The organism is Pseudomonas sp. MM211, from assembly GCF_020386635.1.
GTDB lineage: Bacteria > Pseudomonadota > Gammaproteobacteria > Pseudomonadales > Pseudomonadaceae > Aquipseudomonas.
Genome location: NZ_CP081942.1, coordinates 4,056,118 through 4,076,493, shown reverse-complemented (window position 1 = coordinate 4,076,493; position 20,376 = coordinate 4,056,118). Strand labels below are relative to the sequence as shown.

Here is a 20,376-nt window from a genome sequence, read left to right as displayed (position 1 = left end):
CAGGGCGCATTGTGCAACCTGCGCTTAGCTGTAGACGTACGCTTCAAAACAAAAACAACAGCCTCAGAGGCAGAGCCATGTTCAAGCAAACAGTTCTACGAGTAGGTGTGCTCGCTGCTTTTTCCCTGGCGGCACTTCACAGTGCCGTGCAGGCCGCTGAAAAGCCCGCCGAACTCAAGGTCGGCATCACGACGTTCCTTTCTGGCTCGGCATCGGTGTTCGGTGTGCCTGCGCGCGACGCGGCGCAGATGTACATCGAGGAGCTGAACGCCAAGGGCGGCATCGATGGCGTCAAGATCAAGCCGATCTACATCGATGAAGGCGTAGGCGGCGACCGCCTGCTTTCCGAGTACCGCCGCGTGGTGCAGGAGGAGAGGGCCGAGCTGATGCTGGCGTCGATCTCCAGCGGCAATTGCAACACCCTGGCGCCGGTGGCCGAAGACCTCAAGGTAGTCAACCTGATGTGGGATTGCGGCACCGAGAAGGCACTGGAAGGCCACGGCTACCGCTACGTATTTCGCACCCAGGCCAACGCGGTGACCGAGATGGTCGCGGCAGTCGCTTACCTGCTCAAGGTCAACCCGGACTTCAAGACCATTGCCGTGGTCAACCAGGATTACGCCTGGGGCCGCGATTCCTGGGACATCTTCCGCACCGTACTGACCCAATTGAAGCCTGACGTGAAGGTCGTCGCCGAACTGTTCCCGAAATTCGGTGCACCGGACTTCTCGGCCGAAGTCAGCCGTTTGCAGGTACTGCGCCCGGACGTGGTGCTGTCGACCTCCTGGGGTGGTGACCTCGACACCTTCGTGCGTCAGGCCAGCCAACGGGGCTTGCTGCGTACCTCCAAGTTCTATCTGCCGCTGGGCGAGAGCTCCCTGGAGCGCCTAGGCCAGACCCTGCCTGACGGCGTGCTGATCGGCGCGCGTGGCGACCACTACTTTCTCCACCCCAGCTACCTGAACGACGAGAAGCACAAGACCTTCGTCGCCACGTTCAAGGAAAAGACCGGCAGCTACCCGATCTACTCCGTGTACCACATGGTGCAGGCACTGGACGCTATGGTCGCGGCCTATGACAAGGCGATCAAACAGAACGCCGGCTGGCCGAGCGAGGAGCAACTCGCCGAGGCGTTCCGTGGCCTGGAGTTCCGTGGCTTGACCAGTGCGGTCACCATTCGCCCGGAAGACGGGCAGGGCATGGAAGAGCAACTGTTCGGTATTACCACGACCAGCAGCGAGCATTCCTTCAAGGTCTTGAAGGACATCATGATCGTGCCAGCCGAGCCCGTCACCACGCCGGCTGGTCAGCACACGCCTGACTGGCTGAAGACCGTAACGCCGACGATCATCGACGCAGTCAAACCCGCACAGGCGCAGTAACCATGAGCAAGGACATCCTGATTCTGGCGTTGCTGGATGGGGTGTCCTATGCCGGCCTGCTGTTTCTGGTCGCGCTGGGACTCACCTTCATCTTTGGCGTAGTACGCATCCTCAATGTCGCCCATGGCAGCCTGTATGCCTGTGGTGGCTATGCTGCCGCCACGCTCGGTCTGTGGCTGGGCGGCGGTTCCCTCGGGGTATCGCTGGCCGCGCTGATCGGCTCCTCGATCGTCGTGGGTATCGTGCTCGGTACCCTGCTGATGCTGTTGCTGCGGCGCTTCCAGGATCGTGATCCGATCCTGCAGCTGCTGGTTACCTTCGGCGCCTTCATGATCTTCGAAGACCTGCAGCGGATGATCTGGGGCACCCAGCCCTATTTCGTCGCCGACGTGGTCAACCAGATGGGCACCTCCGAAGTACTGGGCGTCATCTACATGAACTACCAGCTGTTGTTCGTGCCAGGTGCCGCGCTGGGGGTCTATGCACTGCTGCAGTGGTTCCTCAATCGCACGTTGATGGGCCGGCAGATCGTTGCCGTTACCCATGATCGCGAAGTGGCCACGGCCATGGGCATCAATGCCAAACGCATCGCTTACCTGACCTTCGTGGTCGGCGCGATGCTCGGTGCCCTCGGTGGCGCGCTTGCCTCGCCGACCACGTCGCTGGTGCCGGGGATCGGTGCCGACATGATCGTGCTGTCTTTCGCAGTGGTGGCCACGGCCGGGCTCGGGCAGATCTCCGGTGCGCTGATCACGGCGCTGTTGATCGGCCTGTCACGCTCGTTCTGCGTCTACTTGTACCCCGAGCTGGAAGTGGTCATGCCCTACGTGATCATGGTGCTGGTACTGCTGGTACGCCCCCAGGGCCTTTTCACCGTGGCTCAGGCAAGGAGAATCTGATGCGCCTTTCAATGATTGTTGCAACCGTGGCCGGGGTCGCGCTGCTGATCACCGGGCTGAGCATGCCCTGGCTGAAGATTCCGCTGATCCTGTCCTTCTGCTACGGCATGGCCGCTTTGGGTATCGGCGTGCTGCTGCGCGCTGGGCAGATCTCGTTTGGGCACGCCATGTATGCCTGCATCTCCGGCTATGTGGTGGCTTACCTGAGTAGCCATTTCCGCGGCCTCGACGGCGTGCTGCTGATCATCCTCGGCACCCTGGCCAGCATCGCCGTGGGCATGTTGGTCGGTGCCTTCGTGGTGCGCTACCGGGAGATTTTCTTCGGCATGCTGAATCTGGCCATTTCCATGGTGCTGTTCACCGTGCTCGGCAAGTTTTACGCCTACACCGGCGGTACCGATGGGTTACGCGTGCAGCGCCCGACGCTGTTCGGCTTCGAGCTGGGCCGTACCGAGTTCGAGAGTGCCCTGCTGGTACTGGCGGTGATCCTTTCGCTGGCAGTGATCTGGGGCGTGCAGCGCTACTTCCGCTCTAGTGCCGGTGAGGCGCTGGCGGCGATCAAGACCAACGAAACGCGCCTCGAATACCTGGGCGTGTCCGCCAAATTGCTGCTCTGGCAAGGCTATGTGCTGTCGGCTGGCCTGTGTGGTCTGGCCGGTTCGCTGTTTGGTCTGTCTCAGGGGTTGGTAACGCCGGAAATGGGCTACTGGCTGCGTTCTGGCGAGTTCGTGTTCATTGCCATTCTTGGCGGTTCGGGCCACGCGGTGGGCGCTTTCGTCGGCGCGCTGCTGTACGAGTTCCTCAAGATGTACGCCGCTGCGCTGGTCAGCGGGGCCTGGCAAATGATTCTCGGCGTGACCCTGATCGTGATCATTTATTTCCTGCCCAAGGGCCTGGTCGGGCTGCTATCGGAACGCCGCAAGGCGCTGCGAGGTGATGCATGAGCGCCTTATTGAAAACTGAAGGGCTGACCCTGGCGTTTGGCGGCCTGGTGGTTGCCAATGGCATCGACTTCGAGTTGCACGAGGGGGAACGTCTGGCGGTGATCGGCCAGAACGGTGCCGGCAAGACCACCTTCATCAATATCTGCACCGGCCTGCTGCGTCCCAGCGCGGGGCGCGTCGAGTTCGACGGCGTGGACATCACCGGCAAGTCGCCGCGGCATATCGTGCGCCGCGGCATGGCCCGCTCGTTCCAGCTGCCGCAACTGTTCCTCGACCACAGTGTGCGCCAGTGCCTGGAGCTGGCCGGCATGGCCCGGCAGTCACGCATGCCCTGGTGGCGTTCGCTGGCCTCGAGTGCCGATGCCCGTGAGGTCGACCGTGTGCTTGAACTGGTCAATCTGCGTGCGCGTCAGCATGAGCCTGCTTCGAACCTGCCGGAGGGGCAGCGCAAGCTGCTCGATGTGGCCATGTCGCTGATGCTCGAACCGCGCCTGCTGATCATGGATGAGCCCACCAGCGGCGTATCCAGCGAAGAGAAGCATGGGGTGATGGAGATCGTCATGGGCGCGCTGGAGGAAAAGAAGGTCACCGCGATCTTCGTCGAGCACGACGTCGATATCGTGCGCCGTTACGCCACCCGCGTCGCCGCCTGGATTTCCGGTGGTATCGCTGCCGATGGTTCCCCCGACACCGTACTCGCGGACGCCAATGTGCGCCGTGAAGTTCTGGGCGAGTAGAGGAGGTCGTCATGCTGCATTTCGAAAACATCAGCGCAGACATCCTGCAGGCGCCGGTGCTGCGCGGGATTCAGGCAAGCCTGCCGCAGGGCAGCCTGAGCGCCGTGGTCGGCCGCAACGGGGCCGGCAAGACCACCTTGCTGCGCGCGATCATGGGCTTCGTGCCGTTACGTGGTGGGCGCATCCTGCTCGACGACAGCGACCTGGCGAAAGTGCCGGCTCACGGTCGAGCGCGCCTGGGAATTGGTTACGCACCGCAGGAGCGGGTGATGTTCCCGACCCTGACGGTGGAAGAAAACCTGCGTCTGCCTTGCCAGGTCATCGGCATGTCGCGCGCCGAGGTGGACGCCCGCTTGGCGCTGACCCTGGAGGTAGCGCCGCAACTCAGGGAGATGCTGCCGCGCTCCGGTGCTGCGCTGTCCGGCGGGCAGGGCAAGATGGCGGCATTCGGCCGTGCGCTGATGGTCGGCACTCGCCTGATCCTCCTCGACGAACCCTTCCAGGGGCTGGCACCGGCCCTGGCCGGGCAGTACGGCGAAGCGCTGAAGCGTCTGCAACAACGCGCACCCGAACTCTGCGTGGTGATCACCGAATCCAACGGCAGCCTGCTGCGCGATCTGCCCGATCGCGTGCTGCATATCGAGCGCGGGGCACTGCTGCCTGACCAGACAGCGCCCACGCCGGCACCATCCTCTTCATCCTCCTTTTCCCTCGAGGCTTACCCATGAGCAAGTTGTTCATCGACGGCGCCTGGTGCGCACCCCTGAGCCAGGAAACCCTGCCGGTCTACTCGCCGGCCGACGGCCAGGTCTATGCCGAAATCGGCCGTGGCCAGGCTGGCGATATCGACCTGGCAGTGAAAGCCGCGCGCAAGGCCTTTGAAGGTGAATGGGGGCGCTACAGCGCAACCGAGCGCGGCCGCGTGCTGGTGCGAATCGGCAACAAGGTGCTGGAGCACATCGACGAGCTGGCAAAGATCGAGGCGCGTGATACCGGCAAGCCGCTGGCCCTGGCACGCAAGGACATCGAGGCGCTGGCCCGTTACTTCGAGTTCTACGGTGGTGCTGCGGACAAGGTGCACGGTCAGGTGATTCCTTATCTGCCCGGCTATTCGGTGAGCGTGGTGCGCGAGGCGTATGGCGTGGTGGCGCACATCATTCCCTGGAATTACCCGGCGCAGATGCTCGGGCGCACCATCTGCCCGGCGCTGGCCATGGGCAACGCCTCGGTGGTCAAACCGGCGGAAGATGCCTGCATGACCTCCCTGCGTATCGCCGAACTGGCGGTCGAGGCCGGTTTGCCGGCGGGGGCGCTGAATATCGTCACCGGGCTCGGCCGCGAAGCAGGTGCTGCGTTATCGGAGCATCCGGACATCAACCTGATCACCTTCACCGGCTCGCCTCAGGTGGGCGTGCAGGTGCAGCAGGCCGCCGCGCAGAACCACGTCAAATGCGTGCTGGAGCTGGGCGGCAAGTCACCACAACTGGTGTTCGCCGATGCCGATCTGGACAAGGCGGTACCGATCATCGTTGGCGCAATCATTCAGAACGCCGGTCAGACCTGTTCGGCCGGCAGCCGCCTGCTGATCCAGCGCGAGGTGTTCGACAGCGTGCTGGAAAAGGTCGCCGCACGCTTCCGCGAAATGCGTGTGGGCGCTCCCGATGCTTCGCCCGATTGCGGCCCGATCATCACCCGTGCGCAGTTCGAGCGGGTCAAGTCATTCATCGCCGATTGCGATGCCAGTGGGCTGCCGCTGGCGGCGGAGGGCCGTAGGGATGAAGGGCTGCCCAGCAACGGCTGGTACGTGGCACCCCGGCTCTATGGGCCGGTGCCGCGTGATCACCGGTTGGCCACCGAGGAAGTGTTCGGCCCGGTATTGGCGGCGTTGCCATTCGATGACGAAGACGACGCCGTGGCCCTGGCCAATGGCACCGAATACGGCCTGGTGGCGGCCATCTGGACGGAGAACGGCGCGCGTCAGCAGCGCCTGGCGCGTCGCCTGGTCGGTGGCCAGGTTTTCATCAACTGCTACGGCGCCGGGGGCGGCGTCGAGCTGCCGTTCGGCGGTGTGCGCAAGAGCGGCCACGGGCGCGAGAAGGGCTTTCTCGCACTGGAGGAGTTCAGCGTCACCAAGACGGTGGTCAGCCACCACGGTTGATCGCCGATCCGACAACTTCGCGCTGGAGAAACAACAATGAAAATCCGCTCCGCCGTACTCCGTGAAATGGTCGCCGAAGGCCCTTTCGCGGACAGCAAGCCGCTGGTTATCAGCGAACTCGAACTGGCCCCGCCTGGGCCGGGCGAGGTGCTGGTGAAGATGATTGCCGCCGGCCTCTGCCATTCCGATCTGTCGGTCATCACCGGCGTTCGTCCGCGCCCGCTGCCCATGGCCCTTGGGCATGAAGCCAGCGGCGAGGTGGTCGAAGTCGGTTCCGGCGTCGACAACGTACGCCCCGGGCAGAAAGTCGCGTTGGTCTTCGTGCCCAGCTGTGGTCACTGCTCGCCCTGCATGGAGGGCCGCCCAGCACTCTGCGAACCCGGCAATGGCGCCAATGGCAAGGGCGAGCTGCTGCAGGGCGGGCATCGCCTGAGCCAGGCCGGGGCGACGGTCAATCACCATTGCGGCGTCTCGGCATTCTCCGAGTACGCGGTGGTTTCCGCCCGCTCGTGCATCCCGATTGGCGACGATATTGATCCGGTCGAGGCGGCTGTGTTCGGCTGCGCGGTGCTTACCGGCGTCGGCGCGGTGGTCAATACCGGCCAGGTTCGTCCCGGCGCGTCAGCGCTGATCGTCGGTTTGGGGGGCGTAGGCCTCAGCGCCTTGCTTGGTGCGCTGGCGGCGGGCGCCAACCCGATCGTGGCGGTGGACGTGCATGACAGCAAGCTCGACCTGGCTCTGGCGCTGGGCGCGACCCATGTGGTGAATGCGCGGGATGCCGATGCCGTGGCACGCATTCGCGAACTGACCAAGGGCGGTGTCGACTACGCCTTTGAGTTCGCCGGTTCGGTGCCGGCGATGCAGCTGGCTTACGCCGCTACCCGACGTGGCGGCACCACGGTGACCGCCGGGCTGCCCCACCCAAACGATCAGTGGCCGTTGCAGCAGCTGTCGCTGACCGCCGAGGAACGGACGATCAAGGGCAGTTACATCGGCTCCTGCATACCCGCTCGCGACATCCCGCGCTACGTGGGGCTTTACCGGGCCGGCAAGCTGCCGGTGAACCGCTTGATCGGCGAAAAGCTCAAGCTCGACGATATCAATGCCGGCTTCGACCGATTGGCCAGTGGCAGTGGGCTGCGTGACCTGATCGTTTTTTGAATAACCGGCTCCGGCCAGGTTTCTACCCATTATCGAGTGCGGCGCCGCTGTGGGCCGCGCAGTTCATGCACTGAGAGGGAAACAAAAATGCCCCAGCTGACTAACAAGATCGCCATCGTCACCGGTGCGGCCAGTGGTTTTGGTGCCGGTATCGCGCGCAGCTATATCGAAGCCGGCGCCAAGGTCGTGCTGGCCGACATCAATGGCGAGGCAGCCCAGCGTCTGGCTGAGGAACTCGGTCCCAACGCTTGCGCGGCGACCTGCGACGTCACCAATGGCGAGCAGGTGCAGGCCGCCGTACAGCTTTGCGTGGACACCTTCGGCATTCCCGATATCGTGGTTAACAACGCCGGCACCACGCACCGCAACCAGCCGCTCATGAATGTCGACGAGAAGACGTTCGACCGGGTATTCGCGGTCAACGTCAAATCGATCTTCCACATGGTCAAGGCCGTGGTGCCGCTGATGCGCGAGCGCAAGAACGGCTCGATCATCAACGTCGGCTCGGTCGCGGGTATTCGGCCACGGCCGGGGCTGACCTGGTACAACGGCTCGAAGGGGGCGGTCAATCTGCTGTCGAAATCCCTCGCCGTGGAGCTCGGGCCTGATGGCATACGGGTCAACAATATCTGCCCGGTGATGGGCGAAACGGCCCTGCTGGAAGATTTCATGGGCATGCCGGATACCCCGGAAAACCGTGCCCGCTTCGTCGCCACGATTCCCCTCGGGCGTCTGTCGAAGCCTTCGGATATCGCTGCGGTCGCGGTGTTCCTGGCCAGTGATGAAGCTGCATTTCTCAACGGTGTGGAGCTGCCCGTGGATGGGGGGCGAGTGGTTTAGGGGCTTCACGACGGCGTTCGACTCACTCGAACGCCGTCTTCGCTAAAAACGGATTCTCCTCACGCGGCCACCGGGCCACTCTGTTCCTGACGCTTTTTCGAGAGGGACGCCACGCTGCCGCGAGCGTCCCTGCGCACCATTACAAAAACAATATGAGGTCACCCATGCTCAAGCTTTCCATGAAGGCGCTGGTTTGCGCCGTATCCCTTTCCGTCGCCGGTGTACTACACGCTGCCAGTGGCGATCCGATCAGCATCAAGTTTGCCCACGTGGTCGCCGAGCACACGCCGAAGGGGCAGGGCGCGCTGCTGTTCAAGAAGCTGGCCGAAGAGCGTTTGCCAGGTCGGGTCAAGGTGGAGGTTTATCCGAACTCCTCGCTGTTCGGTGATGGCAAGGAGATGGAAGCGCTGCTGCTCGGTGACGTGCAGTTGCTGGCGCCTTCGCTGGCCAAGTTCGAGCATTACGCCAAGCCGATGCAGATATTCGACCTGCCGTTTCTGTTCGACAATATGGAGGCGGTCGACCGCTTCCAGGCCAGTCCACAGGGCAAGGCGTTGCTGACCAGCATGGAAGGCAAGGGCATCACTGGCCTGGCCTACTGGCACAACGGCCTGAAGCAACTGTCAGCGAACAAGGCGTTGCACGAGCCCAAGGATGCTCGTGGCCTGAAATTCCGCGTACAGGCTTCCGCGGTGCTCGACGAACAGTTCAAGGTGCTGCGTGCCGCGCCGCGCAAGATGAGTTTTGCCGAGGTCTACCAGGGCCTGCAGACCGGCGTGGTCAACGGCACCGAGAACACCTGGTCGAACTACTTCAGCCAGAAAGTGCACGAGGTGCAGCCGTTCTTCACCGAATCCAACCATGGCCTGATCGATTACATGGTGATTACCAACACCAAGTTCTGGAACAGCCTGCCGGAGGATGTACGCAGCGAGCTGGACAAGGTCATGGTCGAGGTGACCGCCGAGGTGAACCGTCAGGCCGATGACCTCAACAAGGAAGCCCGTGCCGCGATCGTCAAGGCGGGCACCAGTGAGATCATCCAACTGACGCCTGAGCAGCGCGAACAATGGCGCGAAGCCATGCGCCCGGTCTGGAAGAAATTCGAAAGCGATATTGGCGCCGACCTGATCAAGGCCGCCGAGGCATCCAACCAGGCGCAGTGATTGCTGGCGAACGTAGAGGCAGCACCCAAGGCCGCTTCCATCAGGAGGCGGCCTTTGTTTTGATGGCGTATTCATTACAAGCGAGGAGAGCGGATGAACGTCAGCCAGGCGCTACGTGAGCGGCGCAGTACACGGGCCTTTTTGGATCGCCCGGTGGCGACTGAATTGTTACGCGAATTGCTCGAACAGGCAGCCCGCGCGCCTTCCAGTGGCAACCTGCAGCCTTGGCGCATCCATGTGCTGCAGGGCGAGGCGCTGGAGCGTTTCCGTCAACACATCACACTGCGGCTGGAGGACGATCCCCAACCCGATCCGGCGGATTATCAGGTCTACCCGCAGCCGCTGCAGGAGCCCTACCGCACCTCACGGTTCGAAGTAGGCGAGCAGATGTACGCGCTGCTCGGCATTGGCCGTGAAGACAAGGCTGCGCGGCTGGCCTGGTTCGCCCGCAATTTTCGCTTCTTCGAGGCGCCCTGTGCGCTGTTCTTCTCGGTCGACCGCTGCATGGGGCCGGGGCAGTGGGCTGATCTGGGCATGTATCAGCAGAGCCTGATGTTGCTGCTCAAGGAACACGGCCTGGACAGCTGCCCGCAGGCTTGCTGGGCGCGCTACCACCTGAGCGTCGAGCGTTTTCTGTCGATACCTGCCGAGCACATGCTGCATTGCGCCATCGCCGTGGGCTATGCCGACCCTGAAGCGCCGGTCAATCGACTGGTCAGCGAGCGCCTGCCCCTGGAGGCTTTCTGCACCTTTGTGGAATGAGGACGGCGCATTGAAATGCGCAACGGCTCAGCTGAATCGCATCTGCCACTGATCCCGGGTGTCGCTTCGCTCGACGCCGGGCTACCCGACCGTAGCCTGGATTGAGCCCGCGAAACCCAGGGCCATCGCCCCTGTTGCAAGCCCCCTCTAATCTCCCCCGCAATCATCTTCCTCCCAACAAATCCCCTGAACCCACCCAGCCCCAAGCAGTCCTTTCAAAACCCTTGAATATTTCAAAGTATTTCTGAAATTGATAACAAGTATTACGAAATGTAATTGGGCTGTTCGCTGCCTGGGCAGTAATCTGCATGGCATTCACTGCCTGGGCAGGTAATTTCCGATGCCACATTTCGACCGCGAGCGGTTCTCGCTGCAGCACTCACCCGGCCACCTCATTGCGCTGATCAATCAGCTCAAGGACCGCATGCTGGAGCGCTATCTGGTGGATCACGGCGTCACTGCCGCGCAGTTCAAGGTGGTGCTGCTGATCAGTCAGAGCCGCGCCAGTAGCCCCGCCGATCTGGTCCGCCTGCTCAGCCTCGACAGCGGGGCGATGACCCGCATGCTCGACCGCCTGGAGCAGAAGGGCCTGCTGACTCGCGAGCGCAGCGTTGAGGATCGCCGCCAGGTGCGCCTCACGCTCACCGAGGCGGGCAATGCCCTCGGCGTGCGGGTGCCGCAGATCGCCGCGGATGCCACCAATGAGCTGACTGGCTGCCTGAGCCGCGCCGAACTCGACGAATTCCAACGCCTGTTGAAAAAAATGCTGATGGCCGCCGATGCGTTGCCGCATGTGCCAGGAGAATGATGAACACCATGCCGTTGCGTACCCCACTGACCCTGATTTTCAGCGCTTTGCTGCTGGCCGGCTGTGCCTCGCAGGAGGGCCTGCATACCGAAGGTCATACCCTGAATGCCGCCAGTCTGCAGGGGCAGACCTTTACCGCGAACCTGTCGCCGGCTGCCTGGCCGGCGAGCGACTGGTGGAATCGCCTGGGTGATGCGCAGTTGAGCGGGCTGATCGAAGAAGCTCTGCGCAGCAACCCGGATCTGCAGGTCGCTGATGCCCGTGCCCGCCAAGCCAACGCTGCCGTGCTGGCTGCCGATGCGCAGCGCCAGCCGACTCTGGATGCCAATGCCAACGTCACCCGCTCACGCTCTGCCCGGGTCGATGACCCCAGCGGGCAGGGCGGGCGCTACGGCACTTTGCGCAGTCTGTCGCTGGAGGGTGGCTACCGCTTCGATCTCTGGGGTGGCGAGCGTGCCGCCTGGGAAGCGGCGCTGGGCCGTGCCCGTGCCAGTGAGGTGGATCGCCAGGGTGCGCGCCTGACCCTGGCTGCGGACGTCACCCGCGCCTACAACGACCTCGGCCTGGCCTACGCCACTCAGGATCTTGCCGAGCAGGACCTCAAGCGCAGCCGCGACATGCTCGACCTGGCCCGCAGCCGGGTCGATGCCGGCCTCGACAGCGAATACCAGTTGCAACAGACCCAGAGCCTGGAAGCCGCCGCCGAAGCCAGCCTGACCGCCGCCACCCAGCAGGTGGACAGCGCGCGCATCCGCCTGGCCGTGATGCTCGGCCAGGGCCCGGATCGCGGCGCCACGCTGCCCCGGCCGCAGCTGATCGCCCCCACGGCGGTCAGCCTGCCGGCCAACGTGCCGGCCGAACTGCTCGGTCGTCGCCCTGACCTGGTCGCTGCGCGTTGGCGCGTCGAGGCAGCCACCCGCGACATCGATGCCAGCAAGGCCGACTTCTACCCCAACCTCAACCTGAGCGTTGCCGCAGGCAGCAAATCGCTGCTCGGCGATGCCATGTTCGGTGGCGCCAGCCGCTTCTTCAGCGTCGGCCCGGCCCTCAGCCTGCCGATCTTCGACGGGGGCGCCCGGCGCGCCGCGCTGGCTGGGCGCAACGCCGATTACGACGTGGCCGTGGCGCAGTACAACCAGACCCTGGTCGGCGCCCTGGGCGATATCGGTGATGGCATCAGCCGCATCCGTTCCCTCGAACAGCAGATCGAGCAGCAACAACGGGCCCGTGACATCGCCCGCAGTTCCTACGACATCGCCATGCAGCGCTATGCCGATGGCATCGGCAATTACCTCGATGCGCTGAGCGTCGAGCAGCAACTGCTGCAGAGCGAACGTCAACTGGCCAATCTGCGTGCCGAGCGTATCGACGCTTCGGTGCTGCTGATGCAGGCCCTGGGTGGTGGCTTCGAAGCTGCCGCTCCGTCATCCACTTCCGCACGCTGAGTACTCGCCATGACCGAATCTCAAGCCACTCCCGCTGCTCCTAATTCGGGCAAACGCAAACGCCTCCTGCTGGGCCTCGGCGTCATCGTCGTGCTGTGCAGCGTGGCGATCTTCGCCTACCACGAGCTGTACGGCCGTTTCTACGAAGAGACCGACGACGCCTATGTTGGCGGCAATCTGGTGCAGATCACTCCGCAGATCACCGGCACCGTCACGCGCATCGCCGTGGATGACGGTGACTATGTCGAAGCCGGTCAGCCGCTGGTGTGGCTGGACCCGGCCGACACCCAAGTGGCCCAGCAGAGCGCCGAGGCCAACCTGGCGCGTACGGTGCGTCAAGTGCGCGGGCTGTTCAGCAATGTCGACAGCTACAAGGCCCAGGTGGCCTCGCGCAAGATCGACGTGCAGCGCGCCAAGGCCGACTACCAACGACGCGTGACCCTGGCCAGTAAGGGGGCGATTTCCCGTGAGGAGCTGGCCCACGCCCAGGACACCCTGAGCAGTGCGCAGAGTGCGCTGACCTCCGCCCAGCAGCAGCTCGATACCAACCAGGCGCTGGTCGATGACACCGTGATCGCCTCCCACCCGGACGTGAAAAGTGCCGCCGCACAACTGCGCCAGGCCTTCCTCAACAACGCCCGTAGCACCCTGGTGGCGCCGGTCAGCGGTTACGTGGCACGCCGTTCGGTACAGGTTGGTAGCCGCATTCAGCCCGGTACCGCGTTGATGGCCGTGGTGCCGCTGCATGAAATCTGGATCGACGCCAACTTCAAGGAAACCCAGCTGCGCGAGATGCGCATCGGCCAACCGGTGACTGTCGAGGCCGATCTGTATGGCGATGAAGTGACCTATCAGGGCCACGTCGAGAGCCTCGGCGTAGGCACGGGCAGTGCCTTCTCCCTGCTGCCGGCGCAGAACGCCAGCGGCAACTGGATCAAGATCGTGCAGCGCTTGCCCGTGCGCATCCGCCTGGATGAAGAAGCACTGCAGAGCCATCCGCTGCGTATCGGCCTGTCCACCGCGGTGACCGTGGATCTGCATGACCAGAGCGGTGCCCAGCTGTCCACCCAGATGCCAAGCGAGCCGCGCTTCAGCACCGCTGTCTACGACGCGCCGCTGGTCGAGGCCGATGCGCTGATCGAACGCATCATTCACGCCAATGGCCCGGCCCAGGCCTCGACCGCCACTCAGGCGAAGCAGGGCTGACATGAGCGACGCCAACTTTCGCCCGGCCAGCATGCTGCTGGCCACCATCGGCATCTCCCTGGCGACCTTCATGCAGGTGCTCGACACCACCATCGCCAACGTCGCCCTGCCGACCATTTCCGGCAACCTGGGCGTCAGCTCGGAGCAGGGCACCTGGGTGATCACCTCGTTCGCCGTGTGCAACGCCATCGCCTTGCCGCTGACCGGCTGGCTGGCGCGGCGCTTTGGCGAGGTGAAGCTGTTCCTCGCCGCGGTGGTGCTGTTCGTGATCACCTCGTTTCTCTGCGGGATCGCCCGTTCGATGCCCGAACTGGTGGTGTTCCGCGCCCTGCAGGGGTTGGTCGCCGGCCCGCTGTACCCGATGGCGCAGACGCTGCTGCTGGCGATCTTTCCCAGCGCCAAGCGGGGTATGGCCTTGGCGCTGCTGGCAATGGTCACGGTGGTCGCACCGATCATCGGGCCGATTGCCGGCGGCTGGATTACCGACAGTTACAGCTGGCCGTGGATCTTCTTCATCAACATACCGATCGGCATTCTGGCCACCTTCGTGGTCTGGGCGCAGCTGCGCAAACGGCCGGAGACCATCGTCCACCAGCCCATCGACTACATCGGCCTGGCGCTGCTGGTACTGGGTGTCGGCATGCTGCAGGTGGTGCTCGACAAGGGCAACGACCTGGACTGGTTCGAGTCGACTTTCATCCAGATCGGTACGGCCGTGTCGGTGGTCTCGCTGGTGGCGTTGGTGATCTGGGAGCTGACCGATCAGCATCCGATCATCAACCTGCGCCTGTTCATGTACCGCAACTTCACCTTCGGCACCCTGGCGCTGGTGCTCGGTTACTCCGGGTTCTTCGGCATCAACTTGCTGCTGCCGCAGTGGTTGCAGACCCAGTTGGGTTACACGCCGATCTGGGCTGGGCTCGCGGCAGCGCCGATCGGCATCCTGCCGCTGTTCCTGTCGCCGCTGGTGGGCAAGTACGCGCACAAGTTCGACCTGCGCCTGCTGGCCGGCGGATCGTTTCTGGTGATTGGCGCGTCGTGCTTCATGCGGGCCTCGTTCAACACCGAGGTGGACTATCGGCATATCGCCGAGGTGCAAGTGTTCATGGGCCTGGGAATCGCGCTGTTCTTCATGCCCACCACCAGCATTCTGCTCTCCAGCCTGCCGCCGAAGGACATCGCCGACGGCTCCGGCCTGGCCACCTTCCTGCGCGTGCTGGGCGGCAGCTTCGCCTCGTCGCTGACCACCTGGATCTGGCATCGGCGGGAGATCTATCACCACGCGCAACTGACCGAGCACGTCACGCCCTACGACCCGGCCACTCACCAGTATCTGGAACAGCTCGGCGGCGCCTCGCAATCGGCCTACCTGCAGATCGATCGGGTGGTGGAGAGTCAGGCCTACATGCTCTCGACCGTGGATTACTTCACGTTGATGGGCTGGCTGTTCTTTGGCCTGATCCTGATCATCTACCTGGCCAAACCACCGTTCTCCGCCAAGGGCGCAGCGGAGTCGGGCGGCGGGCATTGAAAGCCGCGTTCACGTGCTAATGAATGAGCCTGCGATTGGCTGCCGTGATGCGGATTGTTCTGAATGGCCGCAATCGCTTCGCCCGCAAGCGGGCTCCTACATCCAGCATGTAGCCCGGCGTTGAGCGTAGCGATACCCGGGGATGGTGGTGGAATAACAGCCACATCCGCGATCAGGCGTTCTCTTCGCTCATCCATTTCGGTTTCGGATAACGGCGCTCTGAAGTGCCGGCCTTGAGGATCGCGCCCGGCACGTCATGGCCGATCAGCTCGGGCAGGGCGGCCGCCGCTGCCAGTAGCGCATCAAGGTCGACACCGGTATCCAGGCCCATGCGCTGGAACATGTGTACCAGATCTTCCGTGCAGATATTGCCGCTGGCGCCTGGCGCATAGGGGCAGCCGCCGAGCCCGCCGAGCGATGCGTCGAAGCGGTCGATGCCGGCATTCAGCGCTGCCAGGGCGTTGGCCAGGCCCATGCCACGGGTATTGTGGAAATGCGCGGTGAACACCGCCTCGGGCCAGCGCTGCAGCGACTCGCGACAGATGCGTTCGACCTGGGCTGGATCGGCCATACCGGTGGTGTCACAGAGGGTTACGCCCTGAACGCCGAGATCGAGCAGTCGCTGGGTCAACTCCTGAACGCGCGCCTCGGGCACCGCGCCCTCGAAGGGACAGCCGAAGGTGGTCGACAGCGATGCATTGATGAACACCCCGCTGCCGCGAGTGGCTTCGATGATCTCGCGAAACTGGGCCAGGGACTGTTCCGGCGTCATGCGCAGGTTGGCCAGGCCGTGGGTGTCACTGGCCGACATCACCAGGTTGATCTCATCCACCTGGCACGACAGTGCCCGTTCGCAGCCGCGTACATTGGGTACCAGCACGGTGTATTCCACACCGTCGACACGCTGAATGCCGCGCATCACTTCTTCGGCATCGCGCAGGTTGGGAATCGCCTTGGGCGAGGTGAACGAAGTGACTTCGATCTTCGCCAGGCCGGTCTGCGACAGCTTGTCGATGAGGGCGATCTTGGCTTCGGTCGGCACGAAGGCCGCTTCGATCTGGAAGCCGTCACGGGTGGCGACGTCCTGGATATAAAGGTGTTTGGTCATGGGGAAGTCCTGGTTGTGTCGGGTGCCGTAGTGATCGTTCCCATGCTCTGCGTGGGAATGCATCTTGGGACGCTCTGCGTCCTGCTATCTACGGCGGACGCGGAGCGTCCGGGGCTTGGCTACCACGCAGAGCGTGGGAGCCATCGGTATCCACCTGCTCAGATAATCCCGCGCTCGCGCAGGCCCTTGACCTGCTCGTCGCTCAGGCCCAAGCCGGCCAAGACGTCATCGGTGTGTTCACCGAGCTGCGGGCCACCTTCGCCGATGCGCCCTGGGGTACGGCTGAGTTTTGGCAGCACCCCAGGCACTTTCAGCGGGCCGGCGCTGGTGCGTACCGTCTCGATCATCTGTCGCGCCAGGTAATGGGGGTCGCTGACGATATCGGCGGCGGTGTAGGGATAACCCGCCGGCACCCGTGCGCCTTTGAGCGCGTCGATCACTTCGTCGCGGCCACGCTGGGCTGTCCATTCGCCAATGGCGGCATCGATCATCTCAGCGTGCTGACTGCGCCCGTCGTTCTGGGCCAGGCGCGGATCGTCGGCCAGATCGACGCGGCCGATCAGGTTCATCAGGCGCTTGTAGATGCTGTCGCCATTGCCGGCGATCAGCAAGTAGCTGCCGTCGTTGCACGGGTAGGAGTTGGAAGGGGTGATGCCGGGCAGGGCGCTGCCAGCCGGTTCCCGCACATAGCCGAAGGCATCGTATTCGGGCACCAGGCTTTCCATCATGGCGAACACCGATTCGTACAGGGCGACGTCGATCTGCTGGCCCTGGCCGCTGCGGTTGCGCTCCTGCAGGGCGAGCAGTACGCCGATCACCCCATACAGCGATGACAGCGAGTCGCCGATGCTCACGCCGACCCGTACCGGTGCCTGGCCGGGGTAGCCGGACAGGTGGCGCAGGCCGCCCATGGCTTCGCCGATCACGCCGAAGCCTGGCAGGTCGCGGTAAGGGCCGGTCTGTCCGTAGCCGGAGATGCGCAGCATGATCAGGCGCGGGTTGATGCGTGACAGCTCTTCCCAACCCAGACCCCATTCTTCCAATGTGCCGGGGCGGAAGTTCTCCACCAGGATGTCGGCTTCGGCGACCAGGCGACGGACGATGTCCTGGCCTTCCGCTTCCTTGAGATTGAGGGTCAGCGACTGCTTGTTGCGTGACTGTACGTGCCACCAGAGCGAAGTGCCGTCCTTGATCTTGCGCCATTTGCGCAGCGGATCGCCGATACCCGGCGGTTCGATCTTGATCACCTCGGCGCCGAATTCGCCGAGCATCTTGCTGGCGAAGGGGCCGGCAATCAGCTGGCCCATTTCGATGACCTTGAGCCCAGCCAGGGCCATGGGTGTAACGGTTGAGTCGGCAGACATGTGCGAATTCCCGATGACTTGGGTCGATGGCGCCGAGCATCGCCCACGGCGGGCCTTGCCGCAATCAGTCAATCGCCAAGTCTGGCTTCGTATCTCGCGAAGGCTTATGGTGTGGCCGCTCCTGCCCGGCGCCAGCCGTGGCGGTGAGCCTTTCGCCAATCACGAAGCGGAGCCTGCCATGCGCGTGGATTTTCTGACCCTCAAGCTGTTCGTGGCCATTGCCGATGAGCGCAGCCTGACCCGTGCCGCCGAGCGCGAGCACCTGGCGCTGGCGGCGGTGAGCAAGCGCATCAGCGACCTCGAGGCGCACCTGCGCACGCCGTTGCTGTATCGCCAGCCAAAAGGCGTGGCGTTGACGCCGGCCGGCGATGCTTTACTGCACCACGCGCGCAATCTGCTGGACAACATCCAGCACATGCAGGCCGACCTCAGCGAGTTCAGCGAAGGTATCAACGGCCATGTGCGCATCCACGCCAACACCTCGGCGGTGATCGCCTTTCTGCCCGAGGATCTTAGCGCCTTCACCGCCCAGCACCCGCAGATTCGTATCGATCTGGAAGAGCGGGTCAGCAGCGAGATCGTCCACGCCGTGCGCGAGGGGTTGACCGATATCGGCATCTTCGCCGGCCACGTACAGGCCGACGGCGTGCAGGTTTTCCCCTACCGCCGCGACCGATTGGTGCTGGTGGTACCCAGCGAGCATCCCCTGGCGACGCGCGAACGGGTGACGTTGCTGGAGACCGTGGGCTACGACTTCATCGGCCTGCAGAAGGAAGCGTCGCTGCACGCACTGATTAGTGAGGCGGCGCAGCAGGTCGGTGCGCATTTGCGGGTGCGTATCCAGGTGCGCAGCTTCGAAGCGATCTGCCGGATGATCCACACCGGCATGGGTATCGGCATCCTCCCCGAGCAGGCGGTGCGCACCTATCTGCCGGGCATGGCGGTGCGTGCCGTGGAGATCGAGGACGCCTGGGCGATCCGCGAATTGAACATCTGCGTCAGGCACTACGACAACCTGTCGTTGATTGCCCGGCAGATGGTCGATCATCTCGCTAGCGGCCCTGCCTTCGGCAACCACGAAGGCAGGCTTGGCCAATCAAGAATTTAGTCGCCCTCGGCGCTGCAGTAGAGTTCGTCGCGAACAAAGGCATCCGGTAGGGCACAGACCCTCCGTACTAACAACAACAGGAGATCGCCTCATGTCGCGCTTACTCTGCCGCAGCTTGTCCTGCGTGCTGCTTTCTACCGCTATGGCGTTCGGCGCCGCTGTGCAGGCCGAAGAAATCGTCATCAAATTCGCCCACGTCGCTTCCGACCAGACGCCCAAGGGGCAGGGCGCGCGCATGCTGCAAAAGCTGGTCAAGGAGCGCCTGGCCGGCAAGGCGCGCGTAGAGGTCTATCCCAACTCCTCGCTGTTCGGCGATGGCAAGGAGATGGAGGCGCTGTTGCTCGACGACGTGCAACTGCTGGCGCCTGCGCCGGTGAAACTGGAAAAGTACCAGCCGCGGGTGCAGATCTTCGACCTGATGTTCCTGTTCGACAACGCCGCTGCGTCCCAGCGTTTCGAGCAGTCGGCCAAGGGTCAGGAGCTGCTGCACAGCCTGGAGAACAACGGCATTCTCGGCCTGGCCTACTGGCTCAACGGCATGCGTCAGTTCACCGCCAACAAACCATTGCACGTGCCGAGCGACGCCCGCGGCATGAAATTCCGCGTGCAGCCTTCGGATCTGCAAGCGGCGCAGATCAGTGCGCTGCGTGCGGTGCCGCGCAAGATGGCTTTCGCCGAGATCTATCAGGGCCTGCAGACCGGGGTGATTAACGCCTCCGACAATCCCTGGTCGAACATTTTCAGCCAGCGCCACTATGAAGTGCAGCAGTACATGATCGAATCCAACCATGCCGTCGGCAACTACATGCTGATCACCAATGCGGCATTCTGGAACGGCTTGCCAGAGGATGTGCGCGGCGAGCTGAGCAGCATCATCGATGAGGTCACCGTCGAAGTGAATCGCCAGGCGCTGGCGCTCAACGAGAAGGACAAGGAGCAGATCCTGGCCAGCGGCAAGCATGAGCTGATTACCCTCAGCGACGAGGAGCGGGCACAATGGCGCGACGTCATGCGGCCGATTTGGAAGGAGTACGAAGGCAAGATCGGCAGCGACCTGATCGAAGCGGCCCAGGCAGCCAACGCAGCCGGCCAGTAAGTCATCACCGAACACGGAGACCGCCATGCTCGACCACCTGGATCATCTGGTACTGACCGCTACCGACGCCGACGCAACCACGCACTTCTATGTCGAGGTGCTGGGCATGCGCCTGGAGACCTTCGGCAATGGCCGCAAGGCGTTCTGCTTCGGCAATCAGAAGATCAACCTGCACGTGCGTGGGAAGGAGTTCGAGCCCAAGGCTCACCTGCCGGTGCCGGGTGCGCTGGACCTGTGCTTCATCGCCAGTCAGCCCCTGGACGAGGTGATCGCGCACCTGCAGCGAGTCGGTTGGCCGATCATCGAAGGGCCGGTGATGCGCACCGGCGCCACGGGGCCGATCCGTTCGGTGTACCTGCGCGACCCCGACCTGAATCTGATCGAGATAGCTGAGTTGGTGTGAGGGTGGCTTGGTCGGGCAGCGGAAAGTGTAGAGGCGGCCGGTGGCATGACCTGTAGGAGCCAGCTTGCTGGCGATGCGATTGTTGATACAACACCGTATCGGCGGTGGCCCTGATCGCCAGCAAGCTGGCTCCTACACGAGAACCGCGGCCGACCGCTATCGCCACTTTCTAGCCGTTAGGTTTTTCCGCACGGATGCCTCCAGTCCTTTGCCACTGAAGGCTATTCGCCCACGCCGAAGGCCGCGTTTACCAATCGT

19 protein-coding genes are annotated in these 20,376 nt (G+C 63.6%); 17 read left to right on the top strand and 2 right to left on the bottom strand.

From position 1 onward, the window contains the following. The first annotated feature begins 77 nt into the window (after positions 1-77). The 14 genes from K5Q02_RS18700 to K5Q02_RS18635 all read left to right on the top strand — a co-directional run bounded on the left by K5Q02_RS18700 (position 78) and on the right by K5Q02_RS18635 (position 15,039). Positions 78-1,382 carry an ABC transporter substrate-binding protein gene (locus K5Q02_RS18700; protein WP_225833036.1) on the top strand — a complete coding sequence of 435 codons (1,305 nt, stop codon included), beginning with the start codon at positions 78-80 and terminating at the stop codon, positions 1,380-1,382. Positions 1,383-1,384: 2 nt separating this feature from the next. Next, positions 1,385-2,281, top strand: coding sequence for a branched-chain amino acid ABC transporter permease (locus tag K5Q02_RS18695; protein ID WP_225833034.1), 897 nt, complete (start codon positions 1,385-1,387; stop codon positions 2,279-2,281). Further along, positions 2,281-3,225: a branched-chain amino acid ABC transporter permease gene (locus K5Q02_RS18690; protein ID WP_225833032.1), complete on the top strand. Its 945-nt coding sequence runs from the start codon at positions 2,281-2,283 to the stop codon at positions 3,223-3,225. The genes K5Q02_RS18695 and K5Q02_RS18690 overlap by 1 nt, the downstream gene beginning before the upstream one ends. Then, positions 3,222-3,962: an ABC transporter ATP-binding protein gene (locus tag K5Q02_RS18685; protein ID WP_092370482.1), complete on the top strand. Its 741-nt coding sequence runs from the start codon at positions 3,222-3,224 to the stop codon at positions 3,960-3,962. Before K5Q02_RS18690 ends, K5Q02_RS18685 begins: the two co-directional genes overlap by 4 nt. 11 nt (positions 3,963-3,973) lie before the next feature. After that, entirely contained in the window at positions 3,974-4,690 is a 717-nt protein-coding gene (locus tag K5Q02_RS18680; protein ID WP_225833030.1) for an ABC transporter ATP-binding protein, read from the top strand. Further along, positions 4,687-6,120, top strand: a complete 1,434-nt coding sequence (locus K5Q02_RS18675) for an aldehyde dehydrogenase family protein (protein WP_225833028.1) — start codon at positions 4,687-4,689, stop codon at positions 6,118-6,120. Before K5Q02_RS18680 ends, K5Q02_RS18675 begins: the two co-directional genes overlap by 4 nt. Positions 6,121-6,156: 36 nt before the next feature. Next, positions 6,157-7,281, top strand: a complete 1,125-nt coding sequence (locus K5Q02_RS18670) for a zinc-dependent alcohol dehydrogenase family protein (RefSeq protein ID WP_225833026.1) — start codon at positions 6,157-6,159, stop codon at positions 7,279-7,281. An 87-nt stretch (positions 7,282-7,368) separates the two neighbouring features. Beyond that, positions 7,369-8,121, top strand: a complete 753-nt coding sequence (locus K5Q02_RS18665; RefSeq protein WP_225833024.1) for an SDR family oxidoreductase — start codon at positions 7,369-7,371, stop codon at positions 8,119-8,121. A 164-nt stretch (positions 8,122-8,285) separates the two neighbouring features. After that, positions 8,286-9,287: a TRAP transporter substrate-binding protein gene (locus K5Q02_RS18660; RefSeq protein WP_225833022.1), complete on the top strand. Its 1,002-nt coding sequence runs from the start codon at positions 8,286-8,288 to the stop codon at positions 9,285-9,287. Between the two features lie 93 nt (positions 9,288-9,380). Further along, positions 9,381-10,049, top strand: coding sequence for a nitroreductase (locus tag K5Q02_RS18655; RefSeq protein ID WP_225833019.1), 669 nt, complete (start codon positions 9,381-9,383; stop codon positions 10,047-10,049). A 340-nt stretch (positions 10,050-10,389) separates the two neighbouring features. Continuing rightward, positions 10,390-10,857 (top strand): MarR family winged helix-turn-helix transcriptional regulator, encoded by a 468-nt coding sequence (locus tag K5Q02_RS18650; protein ID WP_225833018.1) that lies wholly within the window; start codon positions 10,390-10,392, stop codon positions 10,855-10,857. Continuing rightward, positions 10,857-12,302 (top strand): efflux transporter outer membrane subunit, encoded by a 1,446-nt coding sequence (locus K5Q02_RS18645; RefSeq protein WP_225833017.1) that lies wholly within the window; start codon positions 10,857-10,859, stop codon positions 12,300-12,302. Before K5Q02_RS18650 ends, K5Q02_RS18645 begins: the two co-directional genes overlap by 1 nt. Before the next feature lie 9 nt (positions 12,303-12,311). Next, complete coding sequence (locus tag K5Q02_RS18640) at positions 12,312-13,508, top strand: efflux RND transporter periplasmic adaptor subunit (RefSeq protein ID WP_225833015.1); 1,197 nt, start codon at positions 12,312-12,314, stop codon at positions 13,506-13,508. A gap of 1 nt (position 13,509) precedes the next feature. After that, complete coding sequence (locus K5Q02_RS18635) at positions 13,510-15,039, top strand: DHA2 family efflux MFS transporter permease subunit (protein ID WP_042556097.1); 1,530 nt, start codon at positions 13,510-13,512, stop codon at positions 15,037-15,039. Positions 15,040-15,211: 172 nt separating this feature from the next. Here the strand turns inward: K5Q02_RS18635 and K5Q02_RS18630 are convergent, their stop codons facing one another. Both K5Q02_RS18630 and K5Q02_RS18625 read right to left on the bottom strand, forming a co-directional pair. Then, a complete protein-coding gene (locus K5Q02_RS18630) occupies positions 15,212-16,147 on the bottom strand; it encodes a hydroxymethylglutaryl-CoA lyase (protein WP_225833013.1) in 936 nt (311 codons plus the stop codon). A gap of 158 nt (positions 16,148-16,305) precedes the next feature. Continuing rightward, entirely contained in the window at positions 16,306-17,511 is a 1,206-nt protein-coding gene (locus tag K5Q02_RS18625; protein ID WP_225833012.1) for a CaiB/BaiF CoA transferase family protein, read from the bottom strand. 178 nt (positions 17,512-17,689) lie between these two features. Here K5Q02_RS18625 and K5Q02_RS18620 point away from each other — a divergent pair, with 178 nt between their 5' ends. From K5Q02_RS18620 to K5Q02_RS18610, 3 genes are all read left to right on the top strand, one after another. Then, positions 17,690-18,619: a LysR family transcriptional regulator gene (locus K5Q02_RS18620; RefSeq protein ID WP_225839748.1), complete on the top strand. Its 930-nt coding sequence runs from the start codon at positions 17,690-17,692 to the stop codon at positions 18,617-18,619. A 91-nt stretch (positions 18,620-18,710) separates the two neighbouring features. Then, positions 18,711-19,715 carry a DctP family TRAP transporter solute-binding subunit gene (locus K5Q02_RS18615; protein ID WP_329959541.1) on the top strand — a complete coding sequence of 335 codons (1,005 nt, stop codon included), beginning with the start codon at positions 18,711-18,713 and terminating at the stop codon, positions 19,713-19,715. A 25-nt stretch (positions 19,716-19,740) separates the two neighbouring features. Continuing rightward, positions 19,741-20,118, top strand: a complete 378-nt coding sequence (locus K5Q02_RS18610) for a VOC family protein (RefSeq protein ID WP_225833010.1) — start codon at positions 19,741-19,743, stop codon at positions 20,116-20,118. The last annotated feature ends 258 nt before the right edge of the window (positions 20,119-20,376 follow it).

Bases quoted from the DNA above. Each gene is read 5' to 3' on its own strand.
- K5Q02_RS18680 (WP_225833030.1), top strand. From the start codon at position 3,974: ATGCTGCATTTCGAAAACATCAGCGCAGACATCCTGCAGGCGCCGGTG.
- K5Q02_RS18695 (WP_225833034.1), top strand. From the start codon at position 1,385: ATGAGCAAGGACATCCTGATTCTGGCGTTGCTGGATGGGGTGTCCTAT.
- K5Q02_RS18685 (WP_092370482.1), top strand. From the start codon at position 3,222: ATGAGCGCCTTATTGAAAACTGAAGGGCTGACCCTGGCGTTTGGCGGC.
- K5Q02_RS18630 (WP_225833013.1), bottom strand. From the start codon at position 16,147: ATGACCAAACACCTTTATATCCAGGACGTCGCCACCCGTGACGGCTTC.
- K5Q02_RS18660 (WP_225833022.1), top strand. From the start codon at position 8,286: ATGCTCAAGCTTTCCATGAAGGCGCTGGTTTGCGCCGTATCCCTTTCC.
- K5Q02_RS18625 (WP_225833012.1), bottom strand. From the start codon at position 17,511: ATGTCTGCCGACTCAACCGTTACACCCATGGCCCTGGCTGGGCTCAAG.
- K5Q02_RS18675 (WP_225833028.1), top strand. From the start codon at position 4,687: ATGAGCAAGTTGTTCATCGACGGCGCCTGGTGCGCACCCCTGAGCCAG.
- K5Q02_RS18645 (WP_225833017.1), top strand. From the start codon at position 10,857: ATGAACACCATGCCGTTGCGTACCCCACTGACCCTGATTTTCAGCGCT.
- K5Q02_RS18700 (WP_225833036.1), top strand. From the start codon at position 78: ATGTTCAAGCAAACAGTTCTACGAGTAGGTGTGCTCGCTGCTTTTTCC.
- K5Q02_RS18665 (WP_225833024.1), top strand. From the start codon at position 7,369: ATGCCCCAGCTGACTAACAAGATCGCCATCGTCACCGGTGCGGCCAGT.
- K5Q02_RS18655 (WP_225833019.1), top strand. From the start codon at position 9,381: ATGAACGTCAGCCAGGCGCTACGTGAGCGGCGCAGTACACGGGCCTTT.
- K5Q02_RS18670 (WP_225833026.1), top strand. From the start codon at position 6,157: ATGAAAATCCGCTCCGCCGTACTCCGTGAAATGGTCGCCGAAGGCCCT.
- K5Q02_RS18610 (WP_225833010.1), top strand. From the start codon at position 19,741: ATGCTCGACCACCTGGATCATCTGGTACTGACCGCTACCGACGCCGAC.
- K5Q02_RS18690 (WP_225833032.1), top strand. From the start codon at position 2,281: ATGCGCCTTTCAATGATTGTTGCAACCGTGGCCGGGGTCGCGCTGCTG.
- K5Q02_RS18635 (WP_042556097.1), top strand. From the start codon at position 13,510: ATGAGCGACGCCAACTTTCGCCCGGCCAGCATGCTGCTGGCCACCATC.
- K5Q02_RS18650 (WP_225833018.1), top strand. From the start codon at position 10,390: ATGCCACATTTCGACCGCGAGCGGTTCTCGCTGCAGCACTCACCCGGC.
- K5Q02_RS18620 (WP_225839748.1), top strand. From the start codon at position 17,690: ATGCGCGTGGATTTTCTGACCCTCAAGCTGTTCGTGGCCATTGCCGAT.
- K5Q02_RS18615 (WP_329959541.1), top strand. From the start codon at position 18,711: ATGTCGCGCTTACTCTGCCGCAGCTTGTCCTGCGTGCTGCTTTCTACC.
- K5Q02_RS18640 (WP_225833015.1), top strand. From the start codon at position 12,312: ATGACCGAATCTCAAGCCACTCCCGCTGCTCCTAATTCGGGCAAACGC.